This window comes from Salinicola endophyticus (genome assembly GCF_003206575.1).
Lineage (GTDB): Bacteria > Pseudomonadota > Gammaproteobacteria > Pseudomonadales > Halomonadaceae > Salinicola > Salinicola endophyticus.
In genome coordinates this window covers 196,006-212,249 of the sequence record NZ_PZJO01000006.1, presented here as the reverse complement: position 1 = coordinate 212,249, position 16,244 = coordinate 196,006, and the positions used below count along the sequence as shown (strand labels likewise).

Annotated in this window: 15 protein-coding genes; 14 read left to right on the top strand and 1 reads right to left on the bottom strand. The window is 67.0% G+C overall.

Annotated elements, in window-relative coordinates; all coding sequences use genetic code 11:
- Nucleotides 1-16: 16 nt before the first annotated feature.
- Nucleotides 17-1,858: an autotransporter domain-containing protein gene (locus DOM66_RS14560; protein WP_223161993.1), complete on the top strand. Its 1,842-nt coding sequence runs from the start codon at nucleotides 17-19 to the stop codon at nucleotides 1,856-1,858.
- A gap of 234 nt (nucleotides 1,859-2,092) precedes the next feature.
- On the opposite strand, the gene DOM66_RS14555 is transcribed toward DOM66_RS14560, so the two are convergent.
- Nucleotides 2,093-2,887 carry an inositol monophosphatase family protein gene (locus DOM66_RS14555; RefSeq protein ID WP_110674794.1) on the bottom strand — a complete coding sequence of 265 codons (795 nt, stop codon included), beginning with the start codon at nucleotides 2,885-2,887 and terminating at the stop codon, nucleotides 2,093-2,095.
- Between the two features lie 228 nt (nucleotides 2,888-3,115).
- Between DOM66_RS14555 and DOM66_RS14550 the strand changes: the two genes are divergently transcribed.
- The 13 genes from DOM66_RS14550 (at nucleotide 3,116) to der (ending at nucleotide 16,154) form a co-directional block, all read left to right on the top strand.
- On the top strand, nucleotides 3,116-3,907 hold the full coding sequence (locus tag DOM66_RS14550; RefSeq protein ID WP_110690725.1) for an RNA methyltransferase: 792 nt from the start codon (nucleotides 3,116-3,118) through the stop codon (nucleotides 3,905-3,907).
- A gap of 121 nt (nucleotides 3,908-4,028) precedes the next feature.
- Nucleotides 4,029-4,514 (top strand): Fe-S cluster assembly transcriptional regulator IscR, encoded by a 486-nt coding sequence (iscR, locus tag DOM66_RS14545; protein WP_110674795.1) that lies wholly within the window; start codon nucleotides 4,029-4,031, stop codon nucleotides 4,512-4,514.
- A 123-nt stretch (nucleotides 4,515-4,637) separates the two neighbouring features.
- Nucleotides 4,638-5,813 (top strand): aminotransferase class V-fold PLP-dependent enzyme, encoded by a 1,176-nt coding sequence (locus DOM66_RS14540; protein ID WP_110690659.1) that lies wholly within the window; start codon nucleotides 4,638-4,640, stop codon nucleotides 5,811-5,813.
- 44 nt (nucleotides 5,814-5,857) lie between these two features.
- Nucleotides 5,858-6,184: a HesB/IscA family protein gene (locus tag DOM66_RS14535; protein WP_035469853.1), complete on the top strand. Its 327-nt coding sequence runs from the start codon at nucleotides 5,858-5,860 to the stop codon at nucleotides 6,182-6,184.
- A 239-nt stretch (nucleotides 6,185-6,423) separates the two neighbouring features.
- On the top strand, nucleotides 6,424-6,852 hold the full coding sequence (ndk, locus tag DOM66_RS14530; protein WP_110674797.1) for a nucleoside-diphosphate kinase: 429 nt from the start codon (nucleotides 6,424-6,426) through the stop codon (nucleotides 6,850-6,852).
- Nucleotides 6,853-6,934: 82 nt separating this feature from the next.
- On the top strand, nucleotides 6,935-8,068 hold the full coding sequence (gene rlmN / locus DOM66_RS14525; RefSeq protein WP_110674798.1) for a 23S rRNA (adenine(2503)-C(2))-methyltransferase RlmN: 1,134 nt from the start codon (nucleotides 6,935-6,937) through the stop codon (nucleotides 8,066-8,068).
- 160 nt (nucleotides 8,069-8,228) lie between these two features.
- Nucleotides 8,229-8,966 (top strand): type IV pilus biogenesis/stability protein PilW, encoded by a 738-nt coding sequence (gene pilW, locus DOM66_RS14520; protein WP_110674799.1) that lies wholly within the window; start codon nucleotides 8,229-8,231, stop codon nucleotides 8,964-8,966.
- Nucleotides 8,967-9,003: 37 nt separating this feature from the next.
- Nucleotides 9,004-10,083, top strand: a complete 1,080-nt coding sequence (locus DOM66_RS14515; protein WP_110690658.1) for a RodZ domain-containing protein — start codon at nucleotides 9,004-9,006, stop codon at nucleotides 10,081-10,083.
- A gap of 8 nt (nucleotides 10,084-10,091) precedes the next feature.
- Entirely contained in the window at nucleotides 10,092-11,207 is a 1,116-nt protein-coding gene (ispG, locus tag DOM66_RS14510) for a flavodoxin-dependent (E)-4-hydroxy-3-methylbut-2-enyl-diphosphate synthase (protein ID WP_110674801.1), read from the top strand.
- 76 nt (nucleotides 11,208-11,283) lie between these two features.
- Nucleotides 11,284-12,573 (top strand): histidine--tRNA ligase, encoded by a 1,290-nt coding sequence (hisS, locus tag DOM66_RS14505; RefSeq protein WP_110690657.1) that lies wholly within the window; start codon nucleotides 11,284-11,286, stop codon nucleotides 12,571-12,573.
- A 124-nt stretch (nucleotides 12,574-12,697) separates the two neighbouring features.
- Nucleotides 12,698-13,357 (top strand): YfgM family protein, encoded by a 660-nt coding sequence (locus DOM66_RS14500; protein WP_110674803.1) that lies wholly within the window; start codon nucleotides 12,698-12,700, stop codon nucleotides 13,355-13,357.
- The gene (bamB, locus tag DOM66_RS14495; protein ID WP_110674804.1) at nucleotides 13,354-14,514 is read left to right on the top strand and encodes an outer membrane protein assembly factor BamB; all 1,161 of its coding nucleotides are present in this window, start codon (nucleotides 13,354-13,356) and stop codon (nucleotides 14,512-14,514) included. The genes DOM66_RS14500 and bamB overlap by 4 nt, the downstream gene beginning before the upstream one ends.
- 236 nt (nucleotides 14,515-14,750) lie before the next feature.
- Entirely contained in the window at nucleotides 14,751-16,154 is a 1,404-nt protein-coding gene (der, locus tag DOM66_RS14490) for a ribosome biogenesis GTPase Der (RefSeq protein WP_110674805.1), read from the top strand.
- Nucleotides 16,155-16,244 lie beyond the last annotated feature (90 nt).

Sequence of the window (16,244 nt, the reverse complement as noted above, 5' to 3'; positions counted from 1 at the left end):
ACAAGGGATCGACACCATGCCAATGCCGCGCTCTCGGCAACTGGCGCTGGGGATGATCGTCGGGGCCAGCGCCCTGCCGCTCCCGGCGCTGGCCGCCTCCAGCTTCCATGACACCTTCGACGACACCGTTTTCTTCGGCGATAGCCTGAGCGACACCGGATACTTCCGGGGTGCCATCGGCAGCGCGCTCTCGTTGACCCCGAGCCAGCAGGCCTTCATCGGCCGTTTCACCACCAACCCCGGGCCGGTATGGGCCGAACGGGTCGCCGGCCACTATGCCAGCAACGCCCAGCCCAGCAATGTCGGCGGTAACGACTACGCCGCCGGCGGCGCCCGGGTGACCACCCCGGCGTCGACCCCGTTCGGCGCGGCACCCGCCCTCAGCGAGCAGGTCGCGACCTACCTCGCCAGCACCGGCGGTGTGGCCGATGGTGATGCCCTCTATGCCGTGTGGGGTGGTGCCAACGATCTGTTCGCGGTGGCCGGCGGTGCCGACGCCCAGAGCACCATCACCACCGCGGTCACCGGCACCGCCGGTCTTCTCGCCACGCTGGAAGGTGCCGGCGCGCGCCATGTGCTGCTGTTCAACATTCCCGACTTCGGCCTGACGCCGCGCTTCAATGGCGATCCCGCCACCAGTGCGGGTGCCACAGCGCTGGCGCAGCAGTACAACAGCGCGCTCTATGCGGCGGTCGCCGCCAGCGGCGCCCAGGTGATTCCGGTGGATACCTTCGGCCTGCTGCAGGAAGTGGTCGCCGAGCCCGCCGCCTACGGCTTCACCAATGTCACCGACCGCGCCTGTACCCAGACGCTACCGCTGTGTACGCCCAACACCCTGGTCGCCCCCGGCGCCGACGAAAACTATGTGTTCGCCGACGACGTCCACCCCACCACCGCCACCCATCGGATCATCGGCGAGTACGTGATCTCGCTGCTCGAAGCCCCGCAGCAGCAGCAGTTGCTGACCCATTCGGCGGTTCTCAGCGGACGCTCCCGGGCCAATCGGGTCGCCGAGCACCTGAACGCGGTGCCGCTGGCCAACGGCCTGCGCTGGTGGGGCGATCTGCGCGCCGAGCATCAGCAGCTCGATTCCGGCGATCTGTATGACGCCAGCATGCCGGCGGGGCTGTTCGGGGTGGACTGGTATCGGGATGGGCTGGTACTGGGCGGGTTCGTCGGCTACGGCGATCAGGATGCCGACTTCGGCGACGGCCGCGGCGACTTCCAGCGCAAGGACACTACCCTCGGGCTCTTCTCCGGCTGGTACGCCGACAGCGCCTGGGTCAATGCCCAGCTCAGCTACAGCTGGCTCGATTACGACATCGACCGCGAAGTGCAGCTCGGCAGCGCGACCCGCCACCACCGCGGCTCGCCGGACGGCAGCAACCTGACTGCGGCGCTCAACGCCGGCTACGAGTTCCGCGCCTTCGCGATCCCCGAGGGCGACGTGCGCACCGGGCCGATCGCCGGTGTGACCTGGCAGCGGGTCAAGCTCGACGGCTATGACGAAGAGGGAGAGGCGTCGACCTCGCTGAGCTACCCCGACCAGGACATCGATTCGGTGGTGGGCCGGGTCGGCTGGCAGATCCGCCGCCACGGGCCGACGCTCAACCCCTACCTGCAGCTCACCTACAACCACGAGTTCGAAAAGAGCGAAGGCGTCGCGGCGACCCTGCAGAGCCTGCCGCAGCTGGGCGACTATCGCGTGCCCAAGCTCACCTTCGACCGTGACTATGTCGAGGTCAACGTCGGCGCACGGGCCACGCTCTGGGGCATCGATACCCAGCTCGGCGCCAGTGTCGATCCCGACAATGCGCGCACCAGCACGCTGTTCGTGAATCTGGGCAAGCGCATCTGAGCAAGCCGGGGCGCCCTCGGCGCCCCGCTTCCGCGCAGCGTAGACAAGCCATCCAGACGCCGGCGTCGGAAACATGCCCTGAAAACGTGAGCTGAAAACGAGAGCTTGAAACGCGAGTGGAAAACGGGGGACTGAAAACAGGGGGCCGAAAACAGAGACACCCCGCCGGCAAAACCGGCGGGGTGTCTTTATATCAGCAGCGCCTGGCGCCCTGCGGGCGTGGCGACCGACGCCTCAGACGCTCGCTTTAAGCTGTTGTGCCAGGGCCTTGTAGAGGCGCGGGCCGGCAGCCATCAGGGTGCCGCCCACTTCCACGCTGGGCGAGCCGTCGATGGCGCCGGAGAGCGCACCGGCCTCCTTGAGCAGCAGCGAGCCGACCCAGTGATCCTGCTCTTCGAGACCGAGCACGAAGGCGGCATCGGTGCGGCCGGCGGCGAATTCGAGCAGGTCGAGCAGCGCACAACCGCTGCCGACGAGCGTGTCGATCTGCGGGCCGAGACGCTCGACCACGGTGAGGTACTGCGGCAGCCAGCGCGAGCGGTACTCTTCGCTGGGCCAGGAGAGCGCAAGACGCGCACCGGGGACGCCGACCGTCTTGGAGACGCGCAGACGCTTGCCATTGCCCTGGGCACCGCGGCCGCGGCTGACCAGGAACTCGTCGTCGCTGAACGGCGCAACGATCACCGCATGCTCGGGACGTCCCTTGACCAGGCAGACCATCGAGATCGCGAACTGGCGACTCCCCACACCGAGGTTGGACTCGCCGTGGATGGGCTCGATGTGCCATACGGTGTCGCGCTCCTCACCCTTGCCTTCACGGTAAGGGGTGAAGCGGCCGGACACGCCGTGTTTGGGGTAACCGCGGGTGAGCTGATGCACGATCAGCGTTTCGGCGTTACGCGCGGTGTCTTGCAGCAGACCGGAGGTGGCCTGCTCATCGTGGCTGACTTCGAGACGGTCGCGGATGCGAACGAACTGTTCAGCGGCGCTACGTGCAGCACGCAGCGCGAATTGAACCATCGGATGCATGGATCTGGCCTTGGTATCTATCGAGAACGGTATCGAGAGCGGGATCGAAAGCTGTTAAAGAGCGCGGCAGAGTCTAACAGAGCACGGGCATGCTAGACTACGCGTTTTCCCGCTTTGCGCCCGATGGCCGACGCTCTCATGCTCGCCACCCCTGGGCTCGGTATCCCGCGACTCGACACTCCCAGGCTCGACAGACCCATGTCCGACACCTCCAGGCCCGACAGCTCCATGCTCGACCGTATTCGTATCGTTTTGATCGGCACCAGCCACCCCGGCAATATCGGCGGGGCCACCCGCGCCATGCGCAACATGGGGCTCGACGATCTGGCGCTGGTGGCACCGCGCTGCGACCCCAAGGATCGCGAGGCCTACTCGCGGGCCTCCGGTGCCAACTCTCTGGTCGACGCCGCCCGCGTCCACGACCAGCTCGAAGAGGCGGTCGCCGACTGCACCCTGGTGGTGGGTGCCAGTGCGCGTTCACGCCATCTGCCGTGGCCGCTGATCGGCCCCCGCGCGCTGGCGGGGAGCCTGCCCACGGCGCTGGCCCCGGCCCAGAGCCGGGTCGCGCTGGTGTTCGGCCGCGAGGATACCGGGCTCACCAATGCCGAGCTGCAGCGCTGCCATCGCCACGTGCACATCCCCACCAACCCCGACTTCAGCTCGCTCAACCTCGCCGCGGCGGTGCAGGTGCTGGCCTACGAGTGCCGCCAGGCATGGCTCGCCACCCGCGAAGCGGCCTCGGACGCGGATGACGACGCCGCGCAGCCGTTCGGCGTGGCCTGGGACAACCCGCCGGCCAGCCACGCCGACATGGAGCGCTTCTTCGCCCATCTCGAGCGTACCCTGACCACGCTGGAGTTCCACGACCCGGACAACCCGCGCCAGCTCATGGCACGCCTGCGCCGGCTGTTTCTGCGTGCCCATCTCGACAGCATGGAGATGAATATCCTGCGCGGCATCCTCGGCACCATGGACAAGCGCCTGCGCGACACAGCCCCAGCGCCACGCGACGGCGAGTGAGCGCGCCGACGGGCTCGCCTCGCGGGGTGCCGGGGTGGCGCGACGCCGCGGGGAATGGTTGACCGTTCTACTCGGGTTTTCCATAATGCCGGCATCTTTGCAGCGACCGCCGACTCCTCCGATGCGTCTGACCACCAAAGGCCGCTATGCCGTCACCGCCATGCTCGATCTGGCGCTCAACGCCGATCAGGGACCGGTATGCCTGGCCGATATCTCCAAGCGCCAGGGCATTTCGCTCTCCTATCTCGAGCAGCTGTTCGCCCGTCTGCGCCGGGCGCAGCTGGTGACCAGCGTGCGCGGGCCGGGCGGCGGCTATCGGCTGGGGCGCACCCCCGAGGCGATCTCGGTCGCCGGGGTGATCGATGCCGTCAACGAGTCGGTGGACGCCACCCGCTGTCACGGCCAGGCCGACTGCCAGCAGGGCAGCAAATGCATCACGCACCATCTATGGTGCGATCTTTCCGACGAGATCCAGCGCTTCCTCAGCGACATCACGCTGCAGGAGCTGGTACGCCGGGAAGAGGTGCGAGTGATCGCCGAACGCCAGCGCCAGGCGCCGGTGTCGCGCCAGGATGACCCGGCAACGATCACGGTTTCGTCGCACTGAGCGACTATGTTTTAGAGGCAACTTGTTTTAGAGGCACCCTGCTTTAGAAGCACCTTGCTTTAGACAGGCGTTGATTTGAAAAGACGTCACGCCCCTCGACCGACTGTAGAGATCTACCGTGCCATGAGCGCTCCCCTCTATCTCGATTACGCCGCCACCACCCCTGCCGACCCCCGCGTGGTCGAGCAGATGATGCGTCACCTGACGCTCGACGGTGTCTATGCCAACCCCGCCTCGCGCAGTCATATGCCGGGCTGGCTGGCGGAGCAGGCGGTGGAGCAGGCACGCCGTCAGGTGGCGGATCTCATCGGTGCCGACCCGCGCGAGATCGTCTGGACCTCGGGCGCCACCGAGGCGGACAACCTGGCCTTGACCGGGCTGATGCGCGCCAACCGCGCCCGTGGCCGCCATCTGGTCACCTCGATCATCGAGCACAAGGCGGTGATCGATACAGCCAAGGCGCTGGAGGCCGAGGGCTTCGAGGTCACCTGGCTGACCCCGACCCGCGAGGGCCTGATCACCCCGCAGGCGCTGCGCGAGGCGATGCGCGACGACACCGTGCTGGTGTCGCTGATGGCGGTCAACAACGAGCTGGGTAGCGTCAACGATATCGCCGCCCTGGCCGAGGTCGCCCACGCTCACGGCGCCTTCTTCCATACCGATGCGGCTCAGGCCGCCGGGCGCCTGGCGCTGGACGTCACGGCAATGGGCATCGACCTGATGTCGCTGTCGGCGCACAAGGCCTACGGCCCCAAGGGGATCGGCGCGCTCTACGTACGCCGCGACCCGGCGCTACGCGTGGAGGCACTGATCCACGGCGGCGGCCACGAGCGCGGCATGCGCTCCGGCACCCTGCCCACTCATCAGATCGTGGGCATGGGCGCGGCCTTTGCGCTGGCCCTGGACGAGCGCGAGCAGGATGACGCGCACCTGCGCGAGCTGCGCGAACGCTTCCTCGACGGGCTCGCGCCCTGTTCGGGTATTCACAACCATTCGCCGGCGGCGCACAGCGTGCCCAATATCGTCAATCTCGCCTTCGACGATGTCGACGGCGAGTCGCTGCTGATGGCCCTGCGCGGGCTCGCGGTCTCCACCGGCTCGGCCTGCAACTCGGCCAGCGTCGATCCCTCCTATGTGCTCAAGGGGATCGGCGTGCCCCACGCCCAGGCGCTGGCATCGATCCGGTTCAGCTTCGGCCGCTTCACCCGCGCCGACGACATAGACAGCGCCGTGGCGGAGATCCGCCACGCGCTAGACGGCCTGCGCCGACCGGCCAGTGCCGCCATGCATCAACGCTAGGCGAAGCCAGCCAAATGACTCGCCACGAGCAGGGAGAGATAGGCATGCAAAGCATCAGCATCAGTGAAGCCGCCGCCAACCAGATCCGCCACGTGCTCGCCGAGCGCGGCAGCGGCCTGGGACTGCGGGTGGCGGTCAAGCCGAGCGGCTGCTCCGGCTACAGCTACGTGCTCGATATCGCCGACGAAGCGCGCGACGACGAGATCGCTTTCGAGGAGCGCGGGGTCAAGGTGCTGGTCGACCGCGAGGCGCTGGCGATCCTCGATGGCACCGAGGTCGACTACGTCAACGAAGGGCTCAACCGCTTCTTCCGCTTCAACAACCCCAATGTCACCGACGAGTGCGGTTGCGGCGAGAGCTTCAGCGTTTGAACGCAAGCGTCAGCGTCTGATCCCGCGGAGCGGCCGGGGTGCGTCCCTCGGATGCTTAGGCTACAATGGCGCGATTTTTCGGCCCCTTCTCCCAGAGTATCGAGGTAGAAAGCGCCTGGCCGAAACCGTTTTCGACGACGCGCCACTCCGGTGGCGCGTCGTTTCATCTATCCCAACCGGATACCCGGCCGCCATCGCGGCCGGTTCCATCTTTCTCTACTGATCAGGAGACCGAACTCATGGCTACCGAGCGCACGCTGTCCATCATCAAGCCCGATGCCGTTGCCAAGAACGCGATCGGCGACATCTACAGCCGTTTCGAGAAAGCCGGCCTGCGCATCGTCGCAGCCAAGATGCTGCACCTTTCCCAGGCGCAGGCGGAAGGCTTCTACGCCGAGCACAAAGAGCGCGGTTTCTTCGCCGACCTGGTCGCGTTCATGACCTCCGGTCCGGTCATGGTCCAGGTCCTCGAAGGTGAAGGCGCCGTGGCCAAGAACCGCGAGCTGATGGGTGCGACCAACCCGAAGGAAGCCGAGCCGGGCACCATCCGCGCCGACTTCGCCACCTCCATCGACGCCAACGCGGTACATGGCTCCGACGCCACCGAATCCGCCGCGCGCGAAATCAGCTACTTCTTCGAAGAGAGCGACATCTGCCCGCGCGGCTGATTCGCCCGACGACCGGCCGCTGCGGCCGGTCGTCGCCCGCGTCCCCCGGACACCCCGCCATTCTCGAGCCGGTCCCGTTGCCATGAGCGCTGCCACTGACACCCCGCGTACCAATCTTCTTGGGCTATCCCGCGAACAGATGGAAGCCTTCTTCGTCTCGTTAGGCGAGAAGAAGTTTCGCGCCGCCCAGGTCATGAAATGGATTCACCAGGAAGGCTGCGACGATTTCGAGTCGATGACCAACCTGTCGAAATCGCTGCGCGCGCGTCTGGCCGAGCACGCCGAGATTCGCGGCCCGGGCGTGGTCTACGAAGGCACCTCCAGCGATGGCACGCGCAAGTGGGTGCTCGAGGTCGAGGACGGCAGCTACGTCGAGACCGTGCTGATCCCCGCCGACAACGGTACGCGCCGCACCCTGTGCGTCTCGTCCCAGGTGGGCTGTTCGCTCGACTGCAGCTTCTGCTCCACCGGCAAGCAGGGCTTTCAGCGCAACCTCACCAGCGCCGAGATCATCGGTCAGGTGTGGGTCGCCCAGCAGCGTGCCGGCGGACGCATGAGTGCCGCCGACGGACGCCGCGCGATCACCAATGTGGTGATGATGGGCATGGGCGAGCCGCTGCTCAACTACGACAACGTGGTGCCGTCGATGAAGCTGATGCTCGACGACAACGCCTACGGCCTGTCCAAGCGCCGGGTGACACTCTCCACCTCCGGCGTGGTGCCGATGATCGACAAGCTCGGCGACGAGCTCGACGTGAGCCTGGCGATCTCGCTGCATGCAGCCAATGACGAGCTGCGCAACGAGCTGGTACCGCTCAACCGCAAGTACAACATCCGCAAGCTGCTCGACGCCTGCAAGCGTTATCTCGACAAGTGTGGCGACGCCCGCCATATCACCATCGAGTACACCCTGATCAAGGACGTCAACGACCAGCAGGCACATGCCGAACAGCTGGCCAAGCTGCTCGACGAGCTGCCGTGCAAGATCAACCTGATCCCGTTCAACCCGTTCCCGCACTCGGGCTACGAGACCCCGTCGCGCAATCAGGTCATGCGCTTCCAGCGCTGGCTCTATGAACTGGGCTACACCGCGCCGGTGCGCTCGACCCGCGGCGACGATATCGACGCCGCCTGCGGCCAGCTGGTCGGCCGGGTCAAGGATCGTACCAAGCGCCACGAACGCTATATTCAGTCGATCCAGCTAGACGCCGACTGAACCGGTTGCGCTGCGCCCCATCCGGTGCCGATCGCACCCTCGCCGCCTTGACTTCGATCCGGTGCGGCGCTTTGATGGGGGCCCCAAAACCGCTTTGTTTTCAGCCGTTCGGAACAAAGGCCAGCACGCGACGTGTGTCCGAACCGCGGGAGAGCCGTCAATGAGCCGCCAATTCTGTCCACCACCGGTACGCGCTGTCGCTATCGCCGTGGGCCTGGCGTGCCTGATGAACGGCTGCGCCACCCCGGTGGCCTCCAACGCGCCCCGGGCCGAGAGCAAGAGCGATGCGGCCGCCGCCTACACCCGTCTGGGCAAGGCGTATCTGGCCGAGAACAATCTGCCGCGCGCCCAGCAGGCGCTGGAACACGCGCTGAAGCTCGATGCGCGTGACGCCGATGCGCTGGAGGGCCTGGCACTGCTCTATCAGCGCCAGCGTGAACTCGACCTCGCTGCGCGCTTCTTCGAGCGCGCGCTGGCGGCGGCTCCCGATGCCACCCGTATCCGCAACAACTACGCCGCACTGCTCTATCAGCGCGAAAGTTACGCACAGGCATGCCAGCAACTGGCGCTGGCGAGCCAGGACATCACCTATACCAAACGCGCCCAGCTGTTCGCGAATCTGGGCCAGTGTCAGGGCAAGACAGGCGACATCCAGGCGGCGCAGGCGAGCTATCGCCGCGCGCTGGACATCGATCCGCGCAACGCGCGGAGCCTGCTCGCCCTGGCACGCATCGATCATACGCAGGGTAATAACGAACGCGCCTGGGAACGCTTGCAGCGTTACTTCACCGTGGCCGGCACCAGCACCGAGAGCCTGCGCCTGGCGAGCGACATCGCCAGCGCCCAGGGCGATTCGACGCGGGCGGCCTTCTACCGTCAACAGCTCGGCGGTTCCTGAGGCGCATGGACCCTAGAATGCAAAAGGATTTTCGCGCATGAGCGCAATCGACGAACAGCAGCAAGAGAGCGAACGCAGCTTCCCATCAGAGTCCGCCGGCAGGATGCTGCGTGCGGAACGTGAGCGCCAGGGACTCAACCTCGACGAAGTGGCGCTGCAGCTCAACCTGCGCCCCAGCGTGGTCGAAGGGCTCGAGCAGGACAACTTCGAGCAGGTGCCCATCGCCGCCTACCGCCGCGGCTATGTGCGCGCCTACGCGCGTCTGCTGGGCATGAACGAAAGCCAGGTGGTGAGCGCCTACAACGCCACCCATGGCCAGTCCGATGTCGAGCGCAAGGTCTCGCCGGTGAACACCTCGCGGCCGCCCTCCCGCGTCGGCGCCTGGGTGTTCCGGCTGTTTACCCTGCTGGTGATCGTCGGACTGATCGGCCTCACCCTGCTGTGGTGGCAGAGCCGCGAGGGCAACGACCTGTTCGGTGGCGGCAGCGACGACGCCCCGATCGCGGTCGACTCCCTCGACGGCAAGCGCGACGCGGCACCGGCCGCCGACACCAGCAGCCAGCTCACGCCCAACAGCGATACCGCGCTGCCGCCGGTGCCGACCCCGACCGACACCCCGGCCGCTGACGGCACCGCACCCAGCGTGGCGAGCGCAGGCGGCAGCGCTGCACCGACCAGCGACAGCACGCCGCCGCCGGCGGACGAGCGCGAAGCCCAGTCCGTCGCCGCCAGCGCCCAGGGCACGGGAACTCAAGGCACTGCCGCTCAAGGCTCTGGCACTCCAGGCAGTGCCGACCAAGGCGCCGCGACCCAGGTCAGCAGCAGCGGGGGTAGCGACACCGCCGAGAGCACCCAGAGCGGACCCAGCGCCGACGTCAACACGCTCGCGCTGACCTTCAAGCAGCAGTCCTGGACCGAAATCTACGACGCCACCGACAAGCGCATCTTCAGCGGTCTGCAGTCCGCCGGCAGTCAGGCGACTGCCCGCGGCAAACCGCCCTTCCGTCTGACCATCGGCAACGCCAGCGGTGTCTCGCTGCGCTACCGCGGCCAGACGGTCGACCTTGGCCAATACACCGGCGGCAACAACGTCGCCCGCTTCACGCTGGGAGACTGAGAAGCACCATGCACATGCACTCTCCGATCACCCGCCGACTCTCGCGCCAGATCCATGTCGGCAACGTCCCCGTCGGCGGCGGTGCGCCCATCTCCGTGCAGAGCATGACCAACACCGACACCCTCGATGTCGATGCCACGGTCGCGCAGATCGAGCGCCTGCAGGTGGCCGGCGCCGATATCGTGCGCGTCTCGGTGCCGGACATGGACGCCGCCGAAGCGTTCGGCAAGATCAAGCGTCGGGTCAGCGTGCCGCTGGTCGCCGATATCCACTTCGACTACAAGATCGCCCTGCGCGTGGCCGAGCTGGGTGTCGACTGCCTGCGCATCAACCCCGGCAATATCGGCCGCGAGGAGCGGGTGCGTGCGGTGGTCGACGCCGCGCGCCACCACGGCATCCCGATCCGTATCGGGGTCAACGCCGGCTCGCTGGAGAAGGATCTGCAGAAGAAGTACGGCGAACCGACGCCGGAAGCGCTGGTCGAATCCGCCATGCGCCATATCGATCACCTCGATCGCCTCGACTTCCCCGACTTCAAGGTCAGCGTCAAGGCCAGCGACGTGTTCATGGCGGTCGCCGCCTATCGCCAGCTGGCGACCCAGATCGAACAGCCGCTGCATCTCGGTATCACCGAGGCCGGGGGTCTGCGCTCGGGCACGGTCAAGTCCTCGATCGGCCTGGGCATGCTGCTGATGGATGGCATCGGTGACACCATCCGGGTCTCGCTGGCCGCCGACCCGGTGGAAGAGATCAAGGTGGGCTACGACATGCTCAAGAGCCTGCGACTGCGCTCGAAGGGCATCAACTTCATCGCCTGCCCCAGCTGCTCGCGCCAGAACTTCGACGTGATCGGCACCATGAATGCCCTCGAGGAGCGCCTCGACGACATCATGACACCGCTCGACGTCTCGGTGATCGGCTGCGTGGTCAACGGCCCGGGCGAGGCCAAGGAGAGCGATATCGGGCTCACCGGCGGCAGCCCCGCCAACCTGGTCTATATCGACGGCAAGCCGGCGAGCAAGCTGCGCAACGACCATCTGGTCGACGATCTCGAAGCGCTGATCCGGGCCAAGGCCAAGGAGAAGGAAGCGCGCGACGAGGCAGTGATCGCCCGCGGGGCCTGAACCCTTTCCCTCGAAGAACCATCCAGCGCCGGCGGGCCGGGAGTCCGCGGCGCTTTGCTTTAGGCAGGAGTGTCAGTTGAGCAACAAGATACAAGCCATCCGCGGCATGAACGATCTTCTGCCGGATCAGTCGCCCGCGTGGCAATACCTGGAGCGCCAGTTGCGCGCGCTGGTGGAGCGTTACGACTACCGCGAGATCCGCACCCCGATCGTCGAGCAGACCGGTCTGTTCGCGCGTTCGATCGGCGAAGCCACCGACGTGGTCGAGAAGGAGATGTACACCTTCGACGACCGCAACGGCGAGAGCCTGACCCTGCGCCCGGAGAACACCGCGGCGGTGGTGCGGGCGGCGATGGAGCACGGCCTTTTGCACAACCAGACCCAACGGCTCTGGTACATGGGCCCGATGTTCCGCTACGAGCGGCCGCAGAAGGGGCGCTATCGCCAGTTCCACCAGATCGGTATCGAAGCCTACGGCATGACCGGGCCGGATATCGATGCCGAGATCATCCTGCTCTCGGCGCGCCTGTGGCGCCAGTTGGGCATGTCCGAGCACGTCACCCTGGAACTCAACTCGCTGGGCTCGCCCGAGGCCCGGGTGCGCTATCGTGAAGCGCTGGTGGCCTACTTCGAGGCCCACCGCGAGGTACTCGACGAGGATTCTCGGCGGCGCCTGACCAGCAACCCGTTGCGCATCCTCGACTCCAAGAACCCGGACATGGCCGAGATGCTCGCCGGCGCCCCGCAGCTCTTCGACCACCTCGACGACGAGTCGCGCGAGCACTTCGAGCAGCTCAAGGCGACCCTGGATGACGCCGGCATCGGCTACCGGCTCAACCCGCGCCTGGTGCGCGGGCTCGACTACTACTCGCGCACCGTGTTCGAGTGGACTACCACGGCCCTCGGCAGTCAGGGTACGGTGTGCGGCGGCGGCCGCTACGACGGTCTGGTCGAGCAGCTCGGCGGCAAGGCAGTGCCCGCGGTGGGCTTCGCCATCGGTCTCGAACGGCTGATGCTGCTGCTGGAGACCCTCGGGCTGATTCCCGATGAGGCCAAGGGCGGCGTCGACGCCTACCTGCTGGCGATGGGTGACGGCGCCGAGCGCCAGGCCCTGCTGCTGGGCGAACGTCTGCGCGACGCTCTGCCGGCGCTGCGCCTTCAGGTACACTGCGGCGGCGGCAGCTTCAAGAGTCAGATTCGACGTGCCGACCGCAGCGGCGCGCGGGTCGCGCTGATCCTGGGCGAGGACGAGATCGCCAACGGCCGCCTCACCCTCAAGCCGCTGCGCGACGACGGCGAGCAGCAGACCCTGGATCAGGACGCGGCCATCGCCTGGCTCGCCGAACGGATCGTCGGCGAGTCGTGACGCCAGCCGCCGTCTCCGGCCGCCCTAACGCGGCGCCGGAGACCGCATCTGCGCGACGGTAGACGTCATCGATAGCGCGCCTGATTGAGCGGGCGCCGAGTCACACAGTGTAAGGAGACCGCCCGTGGCGGAGCTGAGAAGCGAAGAAGAACAGCTGGATGCGATCAAGGAGTGGTGGAAGTCCAACGGCACCGCGCTGCTGGTCGGCATCGTCGTCGCCGTGGCGCTGGTGCTGGGCTGGCACGCCTGGCAGCGCCATCAGGAGAACCAGTCCGCCGAGGCCTCGGTGACCTATCAGCAGCTCATCGCCATCGCCGCCAGCGATAGCCTCGATGACAAGGCGCGCGCGCAGGCCTTCGAACTGGCCGACAAGCTCGAAAGCGACCACGGCGGCACGCTCTACGCCGACCTCGCCGGCCTGATCGAGGCCAAGCTGGCGGTGGGCGCCGACGACGACGCCCGTGCCCGCAAGGCGCTCGAACCGGTGATCGCCGACAGCGACCGCCCCTACATGCAGGGGCTGGCGACGCTCGAGCTGGCACGCCTGCAGATCGCCGCCAAGGACGCCAAAGGCGCGCTCGATACCCTCGACGGCAGCTTCCCCGAAGCGCTCGAGGCACAGCGCCAGGCGGTGCGCGGTGACGCCTTCGTCGCCCTCGACCGCGATGACGACGCCCGCCAGGCCTATCAGCAGGCACAGAACCTGGCACAACAGACAGACCAGACGCTCTACGGCCTTCAGCTCAAGCTCGACGATCTCGGTGCAGAGGACGCTACCCCATGAAATTGACCCGCCTACTCCTGCCCCTGGGGCTGACCGCGACGTTGCTGGCCGGCTGCGCCGGTGGCGTCGAACCCCAGTATCCGCCCAAGGAGCTCAAGGACTTCCCCGCCACCGTCGAACTCGACGAACGCTGGAGCCAGGACATCGGCGAAGGTCTGGGCCGCGCCCAGTACCCGCTGACCCCGCTGGTCGATGGCGGCACCATCTACGCCGTCGACCAGACCGGCGACCTGCGCGCGATCGACACCGACAGCGGTGATACCCAATGGGAAGTGGAGCTCGGCACGCCGATCTCCAGCGGTATCGGCGCCGATCCGGGCCGCCTCTATCTGGGCACCCGCAACGGCGAAGTCCTGGCGGTGGATCGCACCGACGGCAGCATCGCCTGGCGTTCACGGGTCTCCAGCGAAGTGCTGGCGCCGCCCCAGGTCAACAGCCAGCTGGTGATCGCGCAGAGCGTCGACGGCGCAGTGACCGCGCTCGACCGCGCCGATGGCCAGGAGAAGTGGGTCTACTCCAGCTCGATGCCGGCGTTGACCCTGCGCGGCACCGGCACGCCGCGGACCATCGACCCGGTCACCTTCGCCGGCTTCGCCAATGGCCGTCTGGTCACCCTGGACAACCGTAGCGGCCAGCCGCTGTGGGACATGCGCGTGGCCGTGCCCCAGGGCCGTACCGAAGTCGACCAGCTGGTCGATCTCGACGGCCAGCCGGTGCTGACCCGCGACGGGCGTCTGTTCGTGACCAGCTACAACGGCCGCCTGGTGGCGCTCGAAGCGACCTCCGGCAAGGTGCTGTGGGAGCGCAAGGAGTCGAGCTATCTGACCCCGCTGGTGGTGGGCAACTACCTGTTCACGGTCAATGCCGCCAGCCACGTGCTCGCCATCGAGGCCGACTCCGGCCGGGTGATGTGGGACGCCGACACCCTCGAAGGGCGCTGGCTGACCTCGCCGGCCTTCGTCGACGGCAATATCGCGGTGGGCGACTATCAGGGCTACGTGCATCTGCTCGACGCCACCACCGGCGAGATGAGCGGGCGTGTCCACGTCAGCGGCAGCGGCCTCACCCTGCCCCTGCTGACCGGCGACAAGCGTCTCTACGTCTATGCCAACGACGGCCGCCTGGTCGCCTACGACCTCAAGACCGTCAAACCCTGAGACGCGCGCTCTGCGTCCTGACGACGGCCCCGCTCAAACGGGGCCGTCGTCGTCTGGGGCTCGGCGTGACGTCCGGCGCCGCGACGCAGGATCGCGGTCTGTGCCGGGCGGCGGTCTATGCTAGAATCGCGCCAGAACGCGAGTCGAAGTGCATCTTTGCCCTCGCCCAACCCTGACGTCGCCGTACGCCTATCCCGCGCCGGCGCCATTCTTCCGCTGCTCGTTTGCGAATCGCCATGACCCCCGTTATCGCCCTGGTTGGCCGCCCCAATGTCGGCAAGTCGACGCTGTTCAATCGCCTGACGCGCTCGCGCGACGCGCTGGTCGCCGATTTCCCCGGCCTCACCCGCGACCGCAAGTACGGTAACGGCCAGCTCGGCGACAAGGCCTACACCGTCATCGATACCGGTGGTATCAGTGGCGACGAGCAAGGCATCGATGCCGCCATGGCGGAGCAGTCGCTCACCGCCATCGACGAAGCCGATATCGTGCTGTTTCTGGTCGATGCCCGCGCCGGGCTGATGCCGGCGGATCAGGCGATCGCCAATCACCTGCGGGTGAATCAGAAGAAGACCTGGCTGGTGGTCAACAAGACCGACGGCATCGACGAACAGATCGGCATGGCCGACTTCTGGGGGCTGGGTCTTGGCGATCCGCGGCCGATCGCCGCCTCCCACGGGCGCAACGTCACCACGCTGATCGACGAAGTGCTCGAGCCGTTCCCCGCGCGTGACCCGCTGGCTGGCCCCCAGGGCGGCCACCCCGGCGTGCACATCGGCGTGATCGGCCGCCCCAACGTGGGCAAGTCGACCCTGGTCAACCGCATGCTGGGCGAAGATCGGGTGGTGGTGTTCGACGAGGCCGGTACCACCCGCGATGCCATCGAGATCCCCTTCGAGCGCCGCGGCAAGCCCTACGTGCTGGTCGATACCGCGGGTATCCGGCGGCGCAAGAACGTCACCCTCACCGCCGAGAAGTTCTCGATCGTCAAGACGCTCGAAGCGATCAAGGAGTGCCATGTCGCGATCATGGTGCTCGACGCCCGCAGCGGCCTGGTGGAACAGGATCTGCACCTGCTCGACTACGTGCTGTCGAGCGGCCGGGCGCTGGTGCTGGCGGTGAACAAGTGGGACGGGCTGGAGCAGGAGGCGCGCGAGAAGATGCGCTCGGATATCAAGCGCCGCCTCGGTTTCGCCGACTACGCCGATCTGCACTTCATCTCGGCGCTGCACGGTACCGGGGTGGGCGATCTCTACAAGTCGGTCGACAAGGCCTTCGCCAGCGCCAACAGCCACTGGTCGACCAACCGTCTGACCACCATTCTGCAGGACGCGGTCAGCGAGCATCAGCCGCCACTGATCAACGGCCGCCGGATCAAGCTGCGCATGGCCCACCAGGGGGGCAGCAACCCGCCGATCATCGTCGTCCACGGCAACCAGACATCGGCGCTCCCGGAAGCCTACAAGCGCTATCTCACCAACACCTTCCGCAAGGTGCTCAAGGTGCGCGGTACGCCGATCCGCTTCGAGTTCCGCTCCGGCGACAACCCCTACGACAAGAACAGCGACGCCAGCGACCGTGAAAAGGCACGCGCGCGTCAGCTCAGTCGGACCAAGGAAGCGCGCAAGAACCGCCGCTGAGGCCCAGCACCTAGCGGCGGCACGCTTCTCAGCGTGCCGCCGCAGATCGGCTTCGCAGCACCGACGCGTGCTGTTTTTCAGAGATGTCTA

Excerpts from the sequence above, each read along its gene's own strand:
- iscR (WP_110674795.1), top strand. The coding sequence starts at position 4,029 with ATGCGTCTGACCACCAAAGGCCGCTATGCCGTCACCGCCATGCTCGAT.
- DOM66_RS14550 (WP_110690725.1), top strand. The coding sequence starts at position 3,116 with ATGCTCGACCGTATTCGTATCGTTTTGATCGGCACCAGCCACCCCGGC.
- DOM66_RS14555 (WP_110674794.1), bottom strand. The coding sequence starts at position 2,887 with ATGCATCCGATGGTTCAATTCGCGCTGCGTGCTGCACGTAGCGCCGCT.
- DOM66_RS14540 (WP_110690659.1), top strand. The coding sequence starts at position 4,638 with ATGAGCGCTCCCCTCTATCTCGATTACGCCGCCACCACCCCTGCCGAC.
- der (WP_110674805.1), top strand. The coding sequence starts at position 14,751 with ATGACCCCCGTTATCGCCCTGGTTGGCCGCCCCAATGTCGGCAAGTCG.
- rlmN (WP_110674798.1), top strand. The coding sequence starts at position 6,935 with ATGAGCGCTGCCACTGACACCCCGCGTACCAATCTTCTTGGGCTATCC.
- DOM66_RS14560 (WP_223161993.1), top strand. The coding sequence starts at position 17 with ATGCCAATGCCGCGCTCTCGGCAACTGGCGCTGGGGATGATCGTCGGG.
- ispG (WP_110674801.1), top strand. The coding sequence starts at position 10,092 with ATGCACATGCACTCTCCGATCACCCGCCGACTCTCGCGCCAGATCCAT.
- DOM66_RS14515 (WP_110690658.1), top strand. The coding sequence starts at position 9,004 with ATGAGCGCAATCGACGAACAGCAGCAAGAGAGCGAACGCAGCTTCCCA.
- ndk (WP_110674797.1), top strand. The coding sequence starts at position 6,424 with ATGGCTACCGAGCGCACGCTGTCCATCATCAAGCCCGATGCCGTTGCC.
- bamB (WP_110674804.1), top strand. The coding sequence starts at position 13,354 with ATGAAATTGACCCGCCTACTCCTGCCCCTGGGGCTGACCGCGACGTTG.
- pilW (WP_110674799.1), top strand. The coding sequence starts at position 8,229 with ATGAGCCGCCAATTCTGTCCACCACCGGTACGCGCTGTCGCTATCGCC.
- DOM66_RS14535 (WP_035469853.1), top strand. The coding sequence starts at position 5,858 with ATGCAAAGCATCAGCATCAGTGAAGCCGCCGCCAACCAGATCCGCCAC.